This window comes from Burkholderia sp. AU19243, from assembly GCF_018148075.1.
Taxonomy (GTDB): domain Bacteria; phylum Pseudomonadota; class Gammaproteobacteria; order Burkholderiales; family Burkholderiaceae; genus Burkholderia; species Burkholderia latens_A.
On sequence record NZ_JAGSTV010000023.1, the window covers coordinates 51,252 to 70,385 of the forward strand.

General features: G+C 59.6%; 14 protein-coding genes. 12 read left to right on the top strand and 2 right to left on the bottom strand.

From position 1 onward, the window contains the following. The first annotated feature begins 80 nt into the window (after nt 1–80). Nucleotides 81–1,214 carry a hypothetical protein gene (locus tag KDW55_RS27850; RefSeq protein WP_212198118.1) on the top strand — a complete coding sequence of 378 codons (1,134 nt, stop codon included), beginning with the start codon at nt 81–83 and terminating at the stop codon, nt 1,212–1,214. Nucleotides 1,215–1,558: 344 nt separating this feature from the next. On the opposite strand, the gene KDW55_RS27855 is transcribed toward KDW55_RS27850, so the two are convergent. Further along, nucleotides 1,559–1,798, bottom strand: a complete 240-nt coding sequence (locus KDW55_RS27855; RefSeq protein WP_349252612.1) for a helix-turn-helix transcriptional regulator — start codon at nt 1,796–1,798, stop codon at nt 1,559–1,561. Between the two features lie 55 nt (nt 1,799–1,853). On the opposite strand from KDW55_RS27855, the gene KDW55_RS27860 reads away from it, so the two are divergent. From KDW55_RS27860 to KDW55_RS27870, 3 genes are all read left to right on the top strand, one after another. After that, nucleotides 1,854–2,558 carry a hypothetical protein gene (locus KDW55_RS27860; RefSeq protein ID WP_212198120.1) on the top strand — a complete coding sequence of 235 codons (705 nt, stop codon included), beginning with the start codon at nt 1,854–1,856 and terminating at the stop codon, nt 2,556–2,558. Between the two features lie 342 nt (nt 2,559–2,900). Continuing rightward, nucleotides 2,901–3,740, top strand: a complete 840-nt coding sequence (locus tag KDW55_RS27865) for a hypothetical protein (protein ID WP_212198121.1) — start codon at nt 2,901–2,903, stop codon at nt 3,738–3,740. 468 nt (nt 3,741–4,208) lie between these two features. Continuing rightward, a complete protein-coding gene (locus KDW55_RS27870) occupies nt 4,209–5,111 on the top strand; it encodes a restriction endonuclease (protein ID WP_212198122.1) in 903 nt (300 codons plus the stop codon). 48 nt (nt 5,112–5,159) lie between these two features. On the opposite strand, the gene KDW55_RS27875 is transcribed toward KDW55_RS27870, so the two are convergent. After that, entirely contained in the window at nt 5,160–6,326 is a 1,167-nt protein-coding gene (locus tag KDW55_RS27875) for a hypothetical protein (protein ID WP_212198123.1), read from the bottom strand. A 779-nt stretch (nt 6,327–7,105) separates the two neighbouring features. Between KDW55_RS27875 and KDW55_RS27880 the strand changes: the two genes are divergently transcribed. The 8 genes from KDW55_RS27880 (at nt 7,106) to KDW55_RS27915 (ending at nt 18,786) form a co-directional block, all read left to right on the top strand. Beyond that, nucleotides 7,106–8,092, top strand: a complete 987-nt coding sequence (locus tag KDW55_RS27880) for a hypothetical protein (RefSeq protein ID WP_212198124.1) — start codon at nt 7,106–7,108, stop codon at nt 8,090–8,092. 141 nt (nt 8,093–8,233) lie between these two features. Next, a complete protein-coding gene (locus KDW55_RS27885; RefSeq protein WP_212198125.1) occupies nt 8,234–8,449 on the top strand; it encodes a hypothetical protein in 216 nt (71 codons plus the stop codon). Beyond that, the gene (locus KDW55_RS29800) at nt 8,436–9,401 is read left to right on the top strand and encodes a site-specific integrase (protein ID WP_212198126.1); all 966 of its coding nucleotides are present in this window, start codon (nt 8,436–8,438) and stop codon (nt 9,399–9,401) included. The genes KDW55_RS27885 and KDW55_RS29800 overlap by 14 nt, the downstream gene beginning before the upstream one ends. Before the next feature lie 421 nt (nt 9,402–9,822). Continuing rightward, nucleotides 9,823–11,283, top strand: coding sequence for an SMEK domain-containing protein (locus tag KDW55_RS27895; protein WP_249181352.1), 1,461 nt, complete (start codon nt 9,823–9,825; stop codon nt 11,281–11,283). Beyond that, nucleotides 11,280–12,701, top strand: coding sequence for a hypothetical protein (locus KDW55_RS27900; RefSeq protein ID WP_212198127.1), 1,422 nt, complete (start codon nt 11,280–11,282; stop codon nt 12,699–12,701). The genes KDW55_RS27895 and KDW55_RS27900 overlap by 4 nt, the downstream gene beginning before the upstream one ends. 503 nt (nt 12,702–13,204) lie before the next feature. Then, nucleotides 13,205–15,556: a DEAD/DEAH box helicase family protein gene (locus tag KDW55_RS27905; RefSeq protein WP_212198128.1), complete on the top strand. Its 2,352-nt coding sequence runs from the start codon at nt 13,205–13,207 to the stop codon at nt 15,554–15,556. An 18-nt stretch (nt 15,557–15,574) separates the two neighbouring features. Next, nucleotides 15,575–17,044 (top strand): class I SAM-dependent DNA methyltransferase, encoded by a 1,470-nt coding sequence (locus KDW55_RS27910; RefSeq protein WP_212198129.1) that lies wholly within the window; start codon nt 15,575–15,577, stop codon nt 17,042–17,044. Further along, nucleotides 17,041–18,786 (top strand): restriction endonuclease subunit S, encoded by a 1,746-nt coding sequence (locus tag KDW55_RS27915; protein ID WP_212198130.1) that lies wholly within the window; start codon nt 17,041–17,043, stop codon nt 18,784–18,786. The genes KDW55_RS27910 and KDW55_RS27915 overlap by 4 nt, the downstream gene beginning before the upstream one ends. The last annotated feature ends 348 nt before the right edge of the window (nt 18,787–19,134 follow it).

Sequence of the window (19,134 nt, forward strand, 5' to 3'; positions counted from 1 at the left end):
GCGGAGTCTACCTGGATGGACGCACTCTATTATATGCGCCATTCCAGGTTTTTCAAAACCATCCAATTGGAAGGCGCGTCATGAAGCTCTCTTTCTCTTCGGATCTGAATGTCGGATTTCCTGCACCTGAAACCGCTATATCCAGCGAACACGCCAAGCTCACACTAATTAATACCAGACCACCGCAGGTGCGCTCGGTCGGATTCGGCAAAAAAGAAAGGAGTGTAGAGTTTTTCGTATCACCGAATCAGGCACAGATAGAGGTTTGCCGAGGCAATTACAAAGCAGCATGTGTGCTAGCGAACTTGTTGTTCCGGTATCAGATTGATAAGCATGGCAAACCGCGGCTTGATACGTACCGCAACGGTTCTCACTGGTGGGTAAAGGATCACGATCGTCTGGCCGCGGAATGCCGTTTGACTCCTGACGAGCTGCGTGGAGCGCGCAGCAAACTAGAGAAGTGGGAATTACTTGAAGCCAAGCGTATGAAGTATTTCGGCAAGCTGGCCATTTACAAAGACAAGACTGTGATGCACTGGCGACTCGCAATTGCTGGTGGGTCAGCAGGCCTGTCATCGTATCCGAGCAAGGAAGAGTTATTGCGAATGGTTCTTGGATGGGAATTTTCCTGTCTGCATACAGATGGGAATGCCCGCAATCATAAACAGAAACAGGAAGGAAGGGAAAAAGAAGAAGAACAACTTATACAAACCGTGCCTGACGGCACAGGGAGCATATGCTCAGAGAAATCAATCTCTGCAGGGAAGGAAGAAAATGGAGAGACTACGGAACTAGTTACGAAGAATTCCGCACCAGCGCAGTCCGTCAATCTGTCAAGTTTAGGGCTGGAGTGGGTACACTATAAGCGCCTAGCGCAGCATCACGATATGGATGCGCTACTGCAGTTGCTCACCCAACACAAGTATCAGTACAAGACGCGGAGTTATCACACAACCGACCGTCAACTGCTTGCTGATGACGAATGCTCGTGTCTTGAGCGCATCGAATATTATGCAAGACCTCACTTTCCGGACGACAGTCTAGAAGCGATCTTAGCAATGCTATCGTCCATGTGGGACGACCTCAGGTATGAATGTTGGCATTACACATATACACCTGCCCATCCCTCTATCAGTTTCCTAGCCAAGAAAAAGCACTTTGATGCTTTCATTGCATGGGCTCTTCTGTTGGAATCGTCGGCGCAAACCGAATAACCGCCAAAGATCGCCAAGATCGCGATCCACGAACGCCGCCATAACTCGGAGCAGTCGTCGGCTCAACGCAACCACAAGACGAGCCATGATTCTCTCTAACGACGACCTCAGACCGTCGGTTACCCTCCGGCATCTCGGTTTGTACCGCAACCTCGAAAAAATCAATGAAACCTCGAAGCAAGCATCTTTGGCGAGCCATGTGACATACGCCACCGACGTCGGCGACAAGCGATCAGTGCACTTGATTGCAGTACACGACGGGATAACTTCGGCTCGTCGAAGGAATGCGACGCACCGGAACTCCGCGTGGGGGGCGTCGGTCCGTCGCACGAAGATAATCGTACTCAGCGATCGTCTGCCGCCTTCCGGTGGCCAGCCATTCGTTGCTCAACAAGCACGAAGAGTTCAGACGGACGCAACTCGAGCACGGCACAGAGCTTGAACAGAATCCGAATGCTCGCGCTATGCCTGCCCAGCTCGATCAGAGATACGTAGTTCCGCTCCATCTCGGCGGCATGGGCGAGCGCCTCCTGCGAGAGGCCCTTCCGCTTTCGCAGTGCCCGCAAAACTTCGCCCAATGCCACTTCCGGCTCCATCCGCCCCCCTTTAGAGGGACGACGTTACGGGCGAGGCAAGGGATTGTCCTCACAATATTTTGGGCAAAAATTGGCTATCTTGGAGGAGCTGCTTGCTGCACGTGTCGGCCAGCATTCCGCCCAGAGCAGTCTGTGCAATCAATTGCACGCTGGCCGCTCACCCATTTGTGCGGCACTGAAAATAGGCAGGCAGAAAGGGGACCCACGAATGAGCGGCCAAAGAGTACCGATCCTGACCGACACGAAAAGGGCGTGCATCGTCACGGTAGTGGCGGTGATCGTTGGCGTCTGCGTGCAATACGGGTACGTTCACGACTGGCACTATACGCACGCTAGCCAGGAGCGGGCCGCCGCCGAAAAAGCAGCAGAAGAGACGCGCGCATCTGCGGCCGAGGGCGAGAGAGAGAAGCAACATCAAATCGCCGAGGTCGAAGCAATGGTTGCCGCCTCCCTAAAGGATCCGCAATCGGCGCAGTTTCGCGATGTCTATATTGGCATCTCGTACGCCTGTGGCCAGGTCGACGCACGGAATGGCTTCGGTGGCTATACTGGATTTAGCGACTTCTTCGTCAGTGGTGTCGCGAGCTTCTATTTCGGCGATGCGCACCTGACCAGTGGTGCGAAGGCCTACATACGGGATCCCGACATGGCTGATACCGTGTGGGGGCACATGCTGCCTGACGAGTGCCTCACCCACTGGGCAGGACAGCGGGGAATGGATTGGCTCAAGAGGGTAAGAGGCTTGTGAGCCTCAATGCTGGCGCCGCTGCACTCGGCCGTACGGCTCCTTCACCTAGGATCGATTCGCTGGCTTTGGTAGTTAGCAATGAATTGACCAGACACGGTAACTGCGATCCAGAAGGCTTCGCAGGCGATCGACACGCATAGCTGTAGACCGTTCTACATCCGCATGACCCATCGATGAAGATCCTCCGACCTCGGTCGTGACGCAAAAATAGTGGCAATCTGCGCCTTGGTCTCCACCGCACATCGCCCTTTTCGGTCTTCACATTCGTTGAAGATTGGGACTTTTTACTGCTTCCATGTGTAGAAGCCCGAGCGCCTTCCAACTGACAAGCAACATCCTGAGTTGCAATTGATTGCAATCGTTGGCGGCATCGAGCCAGATTCCTTGCATGGCATCGCCAGCGACCTTCGTCAACCTGATAGAGAACAACGAGTGAGCGGTCAATTATTTCTACCCGGAATTCCCGTCGACCATGTGGTTGACCGCCTCGCGAACGCTCCTGGCAAAGAGATCGAATCCGGCAAGTTTTCGAGCCCCGAAAGCTCAGCAGCACTCGCGGTCAATTGCTTTGGCTGGTTCATCGAGCGCCCCCATCAACTGCCGCCTCTGAACGGTCTCGAGGACGTTGGAGTTCCGGAATTAGTAGACGTCGAGTTCTGTGCGCGCTTTCCTTGGACCGGTGGGAAGCATCCCTGGCTCGACGCCGTAGTGCAGACACCGAGAAGCCTCGTCGGAATCGAAAGCAAGCGCTTTGAGCCCTTCCGGGACGCAAAAGTCGTCAGCCTGTCGGCCGCCTATGACCGCCCGGCGTGGGGGGAGAATATGAAGGGTTTTGAAAAAATGCGCGACCGACTGCGCTCCGGGGACGCAATGTTTGTTCACCTCGATGCCGCACAACTGGTTAAACACGCATTTGGCTTGGTAACCGAAGGCAGGCGTCGGAACCGGGCACCAGCCCTGTTCTATCTTTTTGCCGAACCTTTGGCGCGAGGTGGCCATGCTATCGCGTCGGACAATTTCACCCGGCACCGAGACGAAATTGCCAGCTTTGCCGAAGCGGTCTCAGGAGATGCCGTGACGTTTCATTCCGCGAGCTACAGAGAGTGGCTCGGAACATGGCATCGATTCGGCAGTCACATCGAAGCACATGGACAAGCGATCATCGAAGCGTTCTCCCCATGAAAGCCAATCTGGCTGCTTGTGCCTGTATCTGGTCGAGTGACCCAAAAGCAGGCTGTCGAGGACGGCGCTTCCGTAACGAACCGATCGTCCAATTCGGCCGATGACGCGACATGCATCATCAGCACGCGCGCGACCGGAAACTGAGCAAAGCCGCCCACCGAATGTTGGACCCACTACCCAGGCGAAAAACGCTTGATGGCCGATTGCCGCCCCATGCCGTATCACTCGAGTCTGAAGACCGATTGCAATTAATTGCACGGGACGCCGGGGCCCGTCGTCCGGCGTCGATTCGAATTCGTGGTACACCGCCCATTCGACACTTGCAACGAATCGCCACTCGGGTGCAGCATGTCAACGCGGTCGATCAACGATACTCGTCTGCCTACTGCCGTCCGAGACCGACTACCTGTGTTGACTGGGCCCTGCGAATTGCAATAATGCGCTGTCGGCCCTCGGAGACGAACGAACATGGCAACCAAGCTCTCTCGCTCCCGCGAACTCGCTGCCAAAGTCCTCTTTTCCGCCTTTCAAATCTTGCAGGAGCGTGGCGGTGAACTCGCCGGTCGGGACGTCATCGCGGAAATCGAAAGACGAGTATCGCTCGACGACTGGGCCACCCAAACCTACGAGAAAACGGGTTACGTTCGATGGCAATCGATCCTGCATTTCTTCAGCATCGACTGCATCAAGGCGGGCTTTCTTCTCAAGAAGAAGGGCGTCTGGTACTTGACGAACGAAGGGGAGCAAGCGCTCACGCTCGGTGAGGTGGGCCTCCTGAACGCAGCCGTGGAGGCCTATCGCGTGTGGCGCGAGAAGAATCAACCGACCACCGAGCCAAAGAACGGCGAAGAGGTGACCGAGGTTGGCGAACAGGCGCAGGAAGCGGCCATTCACGAAATGGAGCAGTTCGCGACCGAGGGATTGAAGAAGCAGATTTCGCTGAAAAATCCCTACGAATTCCAGGATCTTGTCGCAGCCCTGTTGCGCGGGATGGGCTACTTTACGCCGTTCGTGGCACCCGCCGGCAAAGATGGCGGCGTCGACATCATTGCGTATCGAGATCCGCTCGGCACGGTCTCCCCGCGAATCAAGGTACAGGTCAAGCACAAGATCGAGACAGCAGCGAGAGTCCAGGAAATCCGCGAGCTGATGGGGTTGCTCCAGAAAGATGGTGATGTCGGCATCTTCGTGGCTTCGGGTGGGTTCACGCCCGAGGCCAAAGCCACGGCCCGCAGCTCACACGCGCACGTCGAGTTGATCGATTTGGATCGGCTCATCGCGTTGTGGCAGCAGTTTTACCCGCAGCTCGCCGAGGACGACAAGGGGATGCTTCCGCTGACGCCGATCTACTTCTACGCGCCGTCGGTCTGAACGCCCCGCGCGACGCGCAGCCGTCCGGACAGCCGATTCGCGGCGCACTTACTGCTGCATCAGTGATGCGGCCCACGCGTCAAGCTGTGTGACGTATTGCCCGATGCGTTGTCCCGCCCTCCCGTACGAGTTGGAGGCATAACCCCAGTCTGCGGGCTGCACGAGATTGCCGTGACTGAACATGATCTCCGGGCTACCGTCACGTCGGATCCTTGCTGTCGCGGTAAATCGTGTGCCCCGTCGCGTGCGAAGCGCGACCGTCGCACCAGGGAGCCGCGAAAGAGCGGCATGCGCATCCTCGAAACTGCTCTGTACGCGGATAGCACGCCTGTCCCTGCACGTTGATCCGACAGCCACACCGGTCGGGGGCTCCAAACGGTTGCTATAGTCCCCTGTCGACGAATCGATCCGGTAACCCAGCATGAAAAGCGCTGCCTCGATGTGCCGCAGGCCATAGAGACCACGGCACCATCTCGCCTTGGCCTGATCACGCGCGGCCCGGATGATCCAATTTGCCCGAATATTCAGTTCCGCCCAACGGCGACTTCCCGCACTCGCGAGCCGTCCAAATTTCCACCCATCGCCAGAGGGATCCCGCGGGACCGGAGGCCGGCCAGGCCACGGCCGTTGCTCGCCCCAACGAAACGCGAGGACTTCCGGCACACCATTCTCGGCAAACTCCGGACGGCAGTTCAGGAACTGCCGCACGAGCAAACACAGGGCTGCGCCGACCCGGCCATCGAGCATGATGCTGTAGTCGGCGGCTTGACTGAAAGGCTTCGTGAACCCGGAGTTCATCTTGGCCCATTTGAAGACCGCAAGATCCGGAGTGTCTGAATTCAGGGCGGCGACGCCATCGACGAACAACGCGGTAAGCTGTTCGCCTTGGTCACGAGCCCACTTGTCATACGCCCGCGCGCTACCCATGCCCCAGCGCATGATCGGTATCAAGCGGGCACGCAGCATGTCTGCCGTCAGATTCGCGGGGCCTCGAAGCGCACCGCGCAAGGCGCGGCGAAGCGGACGAAGCTCCCGGGTAGTCGTCGCAAAGCTCGTCTTCCGCCACGAGTACCTTCGGAACAGCTGCTCGAGTGTCTTGTCCGGTACAGCCCCAAACTTCGCCTCGAAGCCCGGCCAGATTCCGTCGACGGCAATCTCCCCGGCCAGCATTCGAGCCACGTAGGTCACAAATGCGGTGACGATTCTGTCGTCCAAGTAGGCGTTCTTATTCATCGATTGCCCAGCGCATTGATTGGCGATCTTACTAGAGGTCACGTGGGCGACCTCGGCGTTCCGGCACATCGATGAATCTGCGCCTCGTGCGCAAACGACTGGATGGGACGAAGACGCGACGCTCGGTCGCATTATCGCAGCGGACATCCGAGATCTGTCGTCGACCGTGACCAACGCTTACGGCTCCCGCAGCACACCGGCAACCACAACGAAGACACCTGCGACTAGCGACCTTTCGCCACCGGACCACACAACGGCGCACCAATCCCCACTTCGGGAAGCGAACACATAGCTGGCCCAATACGCCAGTAGCGGACTGCACGCCACAGCCACAGAATGATGTAGACGATTCTACATTGACGTCCGTCCCGCAACCGGATTGGCGCCCACCGCATAAAACAATCCAAGAGCCGACAAATTGCCGCGGGCCCGACCCGCCTCGGGTTTCATATGGCCTCAGTGGCTGAAGACGTTCCTTGTCGGCGCACTCGGCGTCGAGGAGCCACGATGCGCCGATCAGCATTTTCATCCTCCATTGCAATTGATTGCCGCCGATACGGCAGATGCGCCGGCACAAGGCTTTACATTGATGACATTAGGACTACGATTCATTTATATTCCAACAAATTTCAGCCGTTGTCTTCCGCGACATGAGTCTCGCGCCATCCCCTCTTCCCGCGTGGTTCGCCGCCCTCGAACAGATGGCGTCAACGCCGCTCGACGTCGGCGCCCTTCGCCCGCCGGAGGTCCGCGATCGGTGGATGCTCGCCTCCAACCTGCAGAAGGCGATTCGCCTGGGCCTGACGGAGGTGGCGCTGGCGACGGTGGCGAGATTGCTCCAGGTCGACGAACCATATCTCTGGCGACGGCTTCCCGTGGTCGCCTATGAGGATGTGGGCGCGGGAAGCCATGAGTGCTGCCTCGCGGTGCTGCAGCTGTTCCGCCGCACCGCGCTCCATCGGCGCTTCGGCAGCATCCGCGTCGCCGGCTACCTTGTCCGCCGGCTCTGCGAGGCCACCAAGAGCCGTGCGCTCTGCGACGCCATCGCAACACTTGAATTCTCGCCCGAGTTGCCGAGGCTCGAGCAACAGGTGTCCGTGCTTGACGATGCACAGCTGCTGGAGGCCATCGCGGCGCCCCAAGCAGACGTGACCCATCGCGTGGCCTGCCTGCGGCAGATCTGCGGGTACCGCCACTTCTGCGGCGGCATCTGGCGCACGGTCGCCGGACCGCGTCGCGACCTGATGGGAGCGGCCTGCGAGCGGATGCAACTGACGACTATCGAGCGGATGCTGTTTCTCTCCGGCAACGGCGTGACCGACTCAATGAATGTCCCGATGCCCGTCGTCGCCACGCTCGTGCGCGCGCAGCACCCGGTCCTTCGTGCTTTGGCGACTAGCTTCGCGGGAAGGCACGGCATCCTCTATGCGGCACTGGACCGCCATACGCGCGTCGGCAAGCGCTGTTTTGCCGCCCTGCTCGCGGAGTCGGTCGCGTTGCGTTGCTTTTTCCGCGCCCACCCCGGCGTCGATCCGGTCGCCGCCCTCGGCTGCGCCACATTCGTCAGCGAAGGCGCCCGGCTCGACCGCGAGCTGATCTTCGTCGGCCGCGAGGAGTTGCGTCGGCGATTTGAGGAGGCGTTCTTTGCCAGCGTCGGCCTGCGGCCGGACGCCGCCGCCGAGTTGACCGCGTTGTTGCTCGACGCGCGGGAGGCCCTGAACGCGCTGCGGGAGAAGGCCTTGGCATGAGCCCGCATCACACCCGCGTTTTACTAGCGATAACACCCACTTATCGCTACCTAACGAGGGCGCCAGTACAACGCCAGTCACGTCCCAGAACGCCAGGCCGCCGGTCCACCCCGCCAGCCCAACCATGAAAGGAGCAACAGAATGGAGCACCGCATCGAGGTTGAATCGACCACCCGCTGGGACGACGTCCAGTACGAGACGGTGATCCCGAAGTGCCTGTCATGTATCCATTGGCGCGCGGATACCTTGGCGTGCGCGTCGTACCCGGAAGGCGTGCCGCGAGAAATCCTGCTGAATCTCGTGACCCATTTCCTGTACCGTCGCGCAAAAAAGGGACCCTCACGTGGAACTCGCTGAACTCCTGCCATTCGGCCGGTGTCCTGCCGCACCCGCTGCTCTGGTCAAGGAATGGCCCGCCGATACTCTGCCGGGCACCGTTGGCTCCTATGTCGCCGCTGCCATCTCCGACAATACCCGCAGAGCGTACAGGGGCGACCTCACGGACTTCCTTCACTGGGGCGGCACCCTCCCCTGCACGCCAACGGTCCTCGCCGCGTACCTCGTGGATCGCGCCCCGACCCTCTCCCCGCATACGATCGCCCGCAGGCTCGTCGGCATCAGCCGGGCCCATCTGAGCCGGGGATTCGCCGATCCCGCCCGGAGCGACCTGGTCCGCACCGTGCTGCGTGGCATCCGGCGCCAACATGGCGGCCCCCAGCGACAGGCCGCGCCGCTGCTGACTGACGAGCTGCTCACGCTGCTCCCCGTCGGCACCGACCTCAAGAGCCAGCGGGATCGTGCGCTGATCCTCACGGGCTTTGCGGCCGCGCTGCGCCGGTCGGAACTGGTCGCACTGGACGTGCGCGACCTCGCCTTTGTCGACCAAGGCATGGTGCTGACGCTGCGCCGAAGCAAGACCGATCAAGCGGGAGTGGGTCGAAAAATCGGCGTGCCATTCGGGCACCCCGGTGCCTGTCCGGTGACGGCCATAGCCCAATGGATCGAGCACGCGCACCTGCATGAGGGTGCGGTGTTTCGCGGCATCGACAAGAGTGGCGTACTACGCGGCGACCGCCTGAGTGCCCAGTCGGTGACGCTCATCGTCAAGGCGCGCGCCCTGGCCGCGGGACTCGATCCGTCCGCGTTGTCCGCGCATAGCCTGCGAGCAGGCCTCGTCACCAGTGCCGCGCGGGCCGGCATCCCGTCTTACAAGATCCAGCAACAGACCGGGCACCGCTCGCTCGAGATGATCGCACGGTACATCCGCGATGCCAGCCTGTTCGACCAGAACGCGGCGAGCGTGCTGTAAGCGGAACCGCCGCCGAGAGCGTGGCCGACAGTTGCAATCAATTGCACTTTGCCATCGTGTCGAAGGGGTACACAGACGTCTTCCATGCTGGCAGGCCGCGCTACGCGGTACCTTCAACATCCAGCACCACATCGCGCAATTCAATTATATTCACCGCGGAGACAGGGAGTCAGTCCGTCAGTTCGACGACTTCACTACGAGCCGTTGTACCTCCATCAGCACGCGTTCCAACTCAACCGGTCGCCGAAACGAATCGTCACCCCAGCGCATTTTTGTGCTGGCGCATCCGTACCCGTCTTGCAATCAATTGCAGCCGACTGCGGGAAATCTGCCATGGATCCTACAATCTGGATTAGCATTGGCGGCAATGCCCACGCACGAATAGCCGTTTTTGATCCGAATCCGGGCACCCGAGGCCAGCTTGAAGCATCTCGACCTTCTGAACGAATTTAGAGAGTTGATGACGCAACTGTCGACGCAGGTCGAGGCGTCGTCCGCGATGCAACACTATGACATCAACAAGGTATCGGAGAACTTGGTTCTGGGCGTGTTGCGCGAACTGTACGGTTGGCGCGGATTGCGCAATCTCAACAGCGAAGAACGGGCCAACTTTCCCGGTATCGATCTGGCCGATGGCGACGCGAGCATCGCGATTCAGGTGACCGGAACCGCCTCGCTCGACAAGGTGAAGAGCACCATCGAGACCTGCCTGAATCACGGCCTCGATCGGAAGTATGACCGCTTGGTCATGTATGTGCTCACCCGTCGACAGTCCAGCTATTCACAGGATGCACTCGACCGCGTCGGGCAGGGGCGAATCCAGCTCCGGGGAACCGACGACATTTGGGATTTTCGGGACGTTTGCGCGAAGGCGGCGGAAGTTGACCCGAAGCAGCTCGCCGCAGCGCTCGAAGTTGTGCGGACCTATATGCGCGGTGGCACCGCGGGCGGACTGGCTGATGAGGATTTCGATCCGCCGTCCACGCCATGTGAGCGCGTGAATCTCAATCTCGTCGAGGTCTATTTCCCCGGAACCCTGTACGTCGGCGATTTGCGGTCTGACCTCGACGGGGCGCAGTCAAACCGCCATCGCAACGAGCGGAGTCAAGTGCGCGAGCTTCTGAATAGCATGAACCTGCGCGTGCCGTCAGGCTATGTGGTACGTGGCCAGCAACTGATCACGTTTCATCCTCTCGATGAGAGTCAGGGACCGTTTGCCAAATTGATTGACCTGGGTACGGTCACCCCGTTGCTGCCGCGCGAGTTTTATCGTGTAAGCGAGGATCAAGAGCGGGTTTTCAAGTCGCTGCTTCGCTTTACTCTTCAGGAGAAACTGTTCAAGCACGGTGTCCGGTGGATGCACAAAGACGGACTGTTCATCTTTGTCCCGTTGAATGATGGGGCGTTTGTTCGTGAAGAGAGCTGGATCGGACAGCGCACCTCGACACGTCGGGTCTATGAACGGAAGCTGAACAAGAATGATCCGAACAAGGCCCTCCTGTGCAAGCACTTTGCGTTCTCGGCTGACTTTGTGCTCAATGACGAGGCATGGTACGCGGCGCTCACCCCGGATTGGTATTTCAGCTATGGCGATGACTACCGGCGGTCTGCCTATGCCGATCAGAGCATCACGTGGCTCAAAAGACGGGAAGTCAACCGGACGGTATCGGACCACTTTCGCTTCCTGACCGCGTGGCTCAACGCGCTGGATGGGGAGGACCTGTTCGCGTCGGCGAAAGGGCCGTCGTCCTTTCTCTCATTCGGCCAAAGTGTTTCGTTTGCCAACCATCCGGTGCTAAACGACGAAGCATGGCTGCCCCTTCGTGACCCATTGGACGACGATGACGACTCCCCCATCCGCGGCCTCTTTGATACGCCATGAAGCTTGAGCACATCCCGGAACCCCGTCTGCAGTTTGCAGGCGGTGAACATATCTGCCCGCGGCGTGGGATTACGGCCTATGGCGTCTTCGATCAAACCATGGAGACAAGGCGCTCGGACGTCATTGTCGGCAGTGTGGGCACCGCAACGTGTAATGAGGCTTTCGAGCGTTGGGTGGTGCGCTGCGCCGGCGAAATAGACGCGCCGCCGAACGCGCGGCAGCCCAATCTTCGCGTAGCGTTCCCAGGGTTCAACGCGGGTTCCGGATTCGCTGCGAAGTTCGCGTTTGGTCAGGATCTGGCACGCTCGCTGAAGAAGAGCGAAGTCGACGAAATTATCGCGATCGCTGACCGGCGGGACCGCATCACCAAGGCCATCGAGCTGTACTACGAGCACATCAAGTTCCTGACACAGAATCGACCGGTGGATGTTGTCGTCTGTGTTGTCCCCGAGAATCTCTACAAGGTCATCTCGACAGAAGAGTTCGGACCGCTGGAGGAGAGCCTGGAAGCGAGTGTGGAGGTAGCGGCTGAGCTGAACTTCCGACGTGCACTCAAAGCTCGCGCGATGCACCTCGGCAAGCCTTTGCAACTCGTGCGCGCGGTCTCACTCGAAAGTAATAGCTCGGGCCAGCAGGATGATGCGACCAAGGCCTGGAATTTTTGCACGGCACTCTATTACAAGGCCGGGCCACGTGTGCCGTGGAAGCTGAAACCGGAACCCAGTCGGCCCAGTTCATGCGCGGTGGGTATTGCGTTCTACCGCAGCCGGGACCGGCAGATTCTCAATACCAGCCTTGCCCAGATCTTCGACGAGCTCGGTAACGGACTCATCTTACGTGGAACGCCGGTGGACATGACCCGCGATGACCGCGTCCCCCACCTCACTGCCAATCAGGCCTACGACCTGCTGACGGCGGCGATGACCGAGTATCGGGTTGCCCTACGCAATTATCCCGCTCGGATCGTGGTACACAAGTCGTCGAACTTCTCCGCGGACGAAGTGGACGGTCTCGCAGGGGCTGCGAAGGATCTGCGAATCGATACCCTCGACCTGGTGACCGTCATCGATTCCAGGCTGCGCCTGTTCCGCGAAGGGAACTATCCGCCCTACCGCGGCACCCGGATGGGCCTGGATGACCAGCGGCACATTTTCTACACGCGGGGCTCCGTCTGGTATTACCAGACCTACACTGGACTCTATATCCCGCAGCCCATCGAGTTGCGAATCGTCCGCTCCGAGGAGTCCCCTTCCTTCATCGCGAAGGAGATACTCGGACTGACCAAGATGAACTGGAACAATACGCAGTTCGATGGGAAATACCCGGTCACGCTCGGTTGCGCGCGGAAAGTCGGGGAGATCATGAAATACCTCGAAGACAGTGAAATGCCGCAGATTCGGTACGGTTTCTACATGTAGTTATCTACGGGGAATGGCGGGCATAGGTGCAGCGCGAATGAACTCAGCCTCGCTGCAATCAACGAACGCGCCTCCCGGATGCAATCAATTGCAACCGAAGGTGGCACCCAAAGAGCTCGGCCCAACGGCGCTGTCGAATTGGGTCCCGCACTTCACGTTCCCGTCTCTGATCCCCATGATCTCAGCCATCGCGGCCCGCTTCCTTCGTCGGTCGGCATGCCGTCTACTTCGACTGGATTCTCGGGGATCCGGACCGGCGCGCGTTTCGCCCCCTGTCACTGCTGCGCCATGAGATGCTCAAACGGCGGTCGTGGTGCAACTGATTGCAAAGCGGGAGTGATTCTTGTCCGCGCCGAACAAATTATCCATTTCAGACTCCCACGTCGCGCTCACGGCGGCCGTGGCGCGCCGCGAGCGCGCAAACGCGGGGTTCCTTGAGGTTCCAGTAAAATGCGTCGTACGATTGCGGCGACGCTAAATGACCGGCGGAGAATGGGCGGACAATGGACAAAAAATCGCTTTCTGAGCGGGACATCTGTAGCAAGTTCATTTCGCCAGCGCTAGTCGAGGCTGGCTGGGACTTGCAAACCCAACTGCGCGAGGAAGTCGCGTTGACCAGCGGCCGCGTGGTGGTCCGCGGCAACAAGGCGACGCGCGACGAGAAGACCATCCGGCGTGCGGACTACGTGCTGTACCTGAAGCCGGGCATCCCGCTCGCGATCGTGGAGGCGAAAGACAACCACCATACGGTACGCGACGGCATCCAGCAGGCACTCGCCTATGCCGAAATGCTCGACGTCCCGTTTGCGTTTTCGAGCAACGGCGATGGCTTTGTCTGGCACGACAAGACCTTGCACGACGGCGTGCTCGAGCGCGAGATCGCGATGGACCAGTTTCCGTCGCCGGCGGACCTGTGGCAGCGCTATCTCGCGTGGAAGGGCATTGCCCCGGAGGCGGAACCGGTTTATGCGCAAGACTACTACCCCGGCAAGCCGGCGCGCTATTACCAGCTGAACGCGGTGAACCGCGCGATCGAGGCGGTCACGAAGGGGCAGCCGCGGATCCTGCTGGTGATGGCGACAGGCACCGGTAAGACCTATACGGCGTTCCAGATCATCTGGCGGCTGTGGAAGGCGCGCGCGGCGAAGCGCATCCTGTTCCTCGCCGATCGCAACATTCTGGTGGACCAGACGAAGACCAACGACTTCAAGCCGTTTGCCGGCGCGATGACCAAGATCGAAAATCGGGAAGCCGACAAGTCGTATGAGATCTACCTGTCGCTGTATCAGGCAGTGACGGGTACAGAAGAAGCGCAGAACATCTACCGCCAGTTCAGCCGGGACTTCTTCGACCTAGTGGTGATCGACGAATGCCATCGAGGCAGTGCGGCCGAGGACTCGGCCTGGCGCGAAATCCTCGACTATTTCAGCTCGGCCACCCATCTCGGGCTGACCGCGACCCCAAAGGAAACCGCCGAGGTGTCGAACATCACCTACTTCGGTGAGCCGGTCTATACGTATTCGCTACGGCAAGGCATCGAGGATGGCTTTCTGGCGCCGTACAAGGTGATCCGGGTCGATCTCGACAAGGACCTGGGCTGGCGACCGACCAGCGGGATGGTCGACACGCTCGGGCAGTTGGTCGAAGACCGGATCTACAACCAGTCCGACATGAACCGGTCGCTGGTGCTGACGCGCCGCGACGAAGCGGTCGCCACCCGTATCACCGAATTCCTGCATGCCACCGACCGGATGGCGAAGACCATTGTGTTCTGCGAGGATATCGACCACGCGGCCCGGATGCGCCAGGCGCTGATCAACGCGAACCCCGACCTCGCGAGCGCCAATCCGAAATACGTGATGCAGATCACCGGCGACAACCTCGAAGGTAAGCTCGAGCTTGACAACTTCATCAATCCCCGCAAGGACTATCCGGTGATTGCCACCACGTCGCGCCTGATGACGACCGGCGTCGATGCGAAGACCTGCAGGCTGGTCGTACTCGATCGCACGATCAGGTCGATGACCGAGTTCAAGCAGATCATCGGCCGCGGCACACGGATCGACGAGGAGTACGGCAAGCTGTGGTTTACCATTCTGGACTTCAAGAAGGCGACCGAGCTGTTTGCCGACCCGGCCTTTGACGGCGATCCGGTCGTGGTGTTCGAACCTGAGCCTGACGGGCCCGTCGTTCCGCCGGGAGACGAGGGCGATCCGCTCGGCGACCCCACTGGCGGTCTGGACGGAGACGCCGGCGGCATGCCAATAATTGGCGGGCCCGACAGGCCGGGCACGGGCCGGACCCGATACGTGATTGACGAAGTGCCCGTGTATGTGGTCAATGAGCGAGTTCAGTATCTGGGGCCCGACGGCAGACTGATCACCGAGTCGCTGCGCGACTTTACGCGGATCCAGATCGGCAAGCGCTTCGTGTCGCTCGACGCGTTCCTGCAGGCCTGGAACGATGCCGACAGAAAGCAGGCGATTGTCGTCGAGCTTGAGGAACAGGGCATCCTGTTCGACGAATTGGCGAAACAGGCCGGCAAGGACCTCGACCCGTTCGACCTGATCTGCCATATCGCATTTGGCCAGAAGCCGCTGACCCGCCGGGAACGTGTCGAGAATGTCAGGAAGCGAGACTATTTCGGCAAGTATGGCGAGACCGCGCGGCAAGTGCTGCAGGCGCTACTTGAGAAATATGCCGACGACGGCATTGAAAACATCGAACGCCCCGAGGTACTGCGGCTCGCGCCACTCGACCAGCTCGGCTCGCCGGTCGAACTGGTTCAGGCGTTTGGCGGCCGGGTCCAGTACCAGGCTGCGATCCGCGAGCTCGAACGCTCTCTCTATCAATAAGGTTTCACCGGTTCACTCATGACAATCAGCTCCACCTTCATCAAGTCCGTGCAGGACATCATGCGCCAGGACGCCGGCGTCGACGGCGACGCGCAGCGAATCTCGCAGTTGACCTGGCTGCTGTTCCTGAAAATCTTCGACGACCAGGAAACCGAGCTCGAACTGATGCGCGACGCGTACCGGTCGCCGCTGCCCGAGCGGCTGCGCTGGCGCAACTGGGCGGCCGATCCGGAGGGTATCACCGGCGATGAACTGCTGACCTTCGTGAACGCCGACCTGTTCCCGTCGATCAAGGCACTCAATGCGGATCCGCAACGCAATGCGCGCGGTTTCGTGGCCCGCGAGGTGTTCAGCGACGCGTACAACTATATGAAGTCCGGTCAACTGCTGCGCCAGGTGATCAACCGGATCAACGAGATCGACTTCAACAACCGGGCGGACCGTCATCTGTTCAACGACCTGTATGAACGGATCCTGAAGGACCTGCAGAGCGCCGGCAACGCGGGCGAGTTCTATACGCCGCGGGCGGTCACGCAGTTCATGGTGGACCAGGTCAACCCGCAGCTCGGCGAGCGCATCCTGGACCCTGCGTGCGGCACCGGTGGTTTTCTGGCGTGCGCGCTCGAGCACCTGAAATTGCAGCGCCGGAGCGTCGAGGACGACATCGTGGTGCAGAACGCGATCAACGGTGTCGAAAAGAAGCAGTTGCCGCACCTGCTGACCGTCACGAACATGATGCTGCACGGCATTGAAGTGCCGTCGCTGATCCGCCACGACAACACGCTGGCGCGGCCGCTCGTGGACTATGGCACGCACGACATGGTCGACGTGATCCTGACCAATCCGCCGTTTGGCGGCACCGAAGAACCCGGCATCGAAGGGAACTTCCCAGCGGACGTGCGAACCCGGGAAACCGCTGACCTGTTTCTCGTGCTGATCATCGAGCTGCTGAAGCACAACGGTCGGGCGGCGGTGGTGCTGCCCGATGGCACGCTGTTCGGCGAAGGCGTGAAGACGCGCATCAAGGAAAAGCTGCTGACCGAGTGCAACCTGCACACGATCGTTCGGCTGCCCAATGGCGTGTTCGCGCCGTATACCGGCATCAAGACCAATCTGCTGTTCTTTACGAAGGGGGCACCGACTGAGTCGGTCTGGTACTACGAACATCCCTACCCGGCCGGCTACAAGAGCTACTCCAAGACCAAGCCGATCCGGGTCGAGGAATTCGCCGCCGAGAAGGCCTGGTGGGGCAGTGAGATCGATGGCTTTGCCAGCCGCGTGGAGAACGAGTTTGCCTGGAAGGTCGATATCGCGACCTTGAAGGCGAACGGCTACAACCTCGACCAGAAAAACCCGCATCGGGGCGACGAGATCAGCCAGGACCCGGATGAGCTACTGGCACAGTACCAGCAACTGACAGGTCAGGCCCAGACTCTACGCGACCAGCTCAAAGGCATCCTTGCCGACGCACTGGAGGGCCGCGCATGAAGCTGAGTGAAGGCTTTCAACTGTTGGCCACGGCGCAGGACGGTGTGGCACGCCTGCGCGAATTGATTCTGTCGCTGGCGGTCCGAGGAAACCTGACTTCTCGCAACGTGTGCGGTGAACCACCCTGCAAACTGCTCCAGCGGATAAGGTCAGAAAGAGAGCAGCTGATCGAGTCCGGGCAGATGAAGGTCGGCCGCGCCCCTTCGCCGGTTACAAACGACGAGAAACCCTTTGATTTGCCGTCAGGCTGGCAATGGGCAAAGCTTGGCTCATTATCGCTACACATTACTGATGGTACTCATCACACGCCAAAGTACGTCCCTACGGGCGTGCCGTTCATCTCGATCAAAGACATTAATGGGCGCACTATAAGCTTCGAGGACTGCAAATTCATTTCGGAGGAAGAGCACGAGCTGATCAATCGACGCTGTAACCCCGAGCGAGGTGACGTGCTTATTTGCCGGATCGGCACACTAGGTCGGCCTACGATCGTCGACACAGACGTTCCCTTCAGCGTGTTTGTAAGTGTCGGCTTAGTCAAACTGCCTAAGTGCGTCGATATCTCCGCATATTTGCGCTTGGCATTGAGTAGTCCGGTACTGACGGCACAGTACGAGCAAATCAAAGCAGGGGGAAGCCACACCCAAAAGCTCAATCTGGGTGATATACCACAGCTACTAATTCCGCTGCCTCCTATTGAAGAGCAGGCCGAGATTGTCGCGAAGGTGGACGAACTGATGCGATTGTGCGATGAGCTGGAAGCCGGTGGCCGGCTGGAGGCGGAGCAGCACACCCGACTTACGGCGAACTTGTTCGAGGCGCTGGCCGCAAGCGAGTCGTCGCACGCGCTCGCCGAAAACTGGTCCCGCATCGCCGCACACTTTGACCTGCTGCTCGACCGGCCCGAAGCAGTTGATACGCTCGAGCAGACGATTCTGCAGCTCGCAGTCCGTGGCCTGCTGGTGTCGCAGGATCCGAACGACGAGCCAGCCAGCGTGGTGCTGGGGGAAGTTCGAGCAGCACGGTATCGTCTGTCTGCACAGGGCAAGACTAGTCGAAGCAAAACACCATCTAAAGATAGCGACGAGTCGCCCACCGCGCCGAGGCCTGGTTGGGAAATGGTCACGTTTCCCGACTTATGCATTATCGGGGGCGGTGCGACGCCGAGCAAATCAAAGGCAGCGTATTGGGACGGAAAACTGCCGTGGGTCAGCCCCAAGGACATGAAGGTAGAGCACATCTCGGATGCGCAGGATCATGTTTCGGAACTGGCGCTGGAAGAAACGCGATTGCCGCTGGTACCAGAGAGGAGCTTACTGATTGTGGTTCGTGGAATGATCCTGGCGCATTCTTTCCCAGTAGGCATTACGCAGGTTGAGGTCACGATCAACCAGGATATGAAGTCCCTCACTCCGCTCGTTACTGCGCTTGCGCCCTATCTTGCATTGGTTTGTCGAGGCCATAAGCGTGAAATTCTGAACCTTGTAGACCGGTCAACGCATGGCACCTGTAAGCTCCAATCCGACAAACTCTTCGCGTTCCGGTTTGGCTTACCTCCGCTGGCTGAGCAGTCCCGCATCTTGGCGCGCGTCGAAGAGTTACGCCGCCTGTGTGCCGACCTGCGTTCGCGCCTGACCGCACGCCAGACCTGTCAGGCGCATTTCGCGGAAGCGCTGGTCGGCCTGGCGGCGTCCACCACACCGTTGCCTGCCCCCTCGGACGACCTGGCAGCGGCCGCCTGAGGAAAGTCCGTGTCGGCCGGACGACGCGTTGCGGCCGGTGGCGGGCGCGTACCGGTTGGCATCGGACCGTCGGCCATGGCCGGCAGTACTCCAACACAAACGCGGCGAGCCAGTAGTACCTATCTGAGGCGTGTTAGTTATTCGGGTAAGCGGTGCCTCACAGATGGGGTGGCCGCGAGGCACGATTTTTCTTCAATCAATATCGATGAAAAATGCTAGTTTGTTGATTTCCACCGAATCTTGACCCACCGTTTTCATCTAAATCTGACCCACCCCGAGACAGCGTAGTACATCTATTCCGGTGTGGATAACTCCTCACTGCCTGCTGCTTTTGCTGCTCTCTTTCTG

Coding starts and splice junctions, on each gene's coding strand:
- KDW55_RS27885 (WP_212198125.1), top strand. CDS start 8,234: ATGGAGCACCGCATCGAGGTTGAATCGACCACCCGCTGGGACGACGTC.
- KDW55_RS27910 (WP_212198129.1), top strand. CDS start 15,575: ATGACAATCAGCTCCACCTTCATCAAGTCCGTGCAGGACATCATGCGC.
- KDW55_RS27915 (WP_212198130.1), top strand. CDS start 17,041: ATGAAGCTGAGTGAAGGCTTTCAACTGTTGGCCACGGCGCAGGACGGT.
- KDW55_RS27880 (WP_212198124.1), top strand. CDS start 7,106: ATGCTCGCCTCCAACCTGCAGAAGGCGATTCGCCTGGGCCTGACGGAG.
- KDW55_RS27870 (WP_212198122.1), top strand. CDS start 4,209: ATGGCAACCAAGCTCTCTCGCTCCCGCGAACTCGCTGCCAAAGTCCTC.
- KDW55_RS27900 (WP_212198127.1), top strand. CDS start 11,280: ATGAAGCTTGAGCACATCCCGGAACCCCGTCTGCAGTTTGCAGGCGGT.
- KDW55_RS27905 (WP_212198128.1), top strand. CDS start 13,205: ATGGACAAAAAATCGCTTTCTGAGCGGGACATCTGTAGCAAGTTCATT.
- KDW55_RS27850 (WP_212198118.1), top strand. CDS start 81: ATGAAGCTCTCTTTCTCTTCGGATCTGAATGTCGGATTTCCTGCACCT.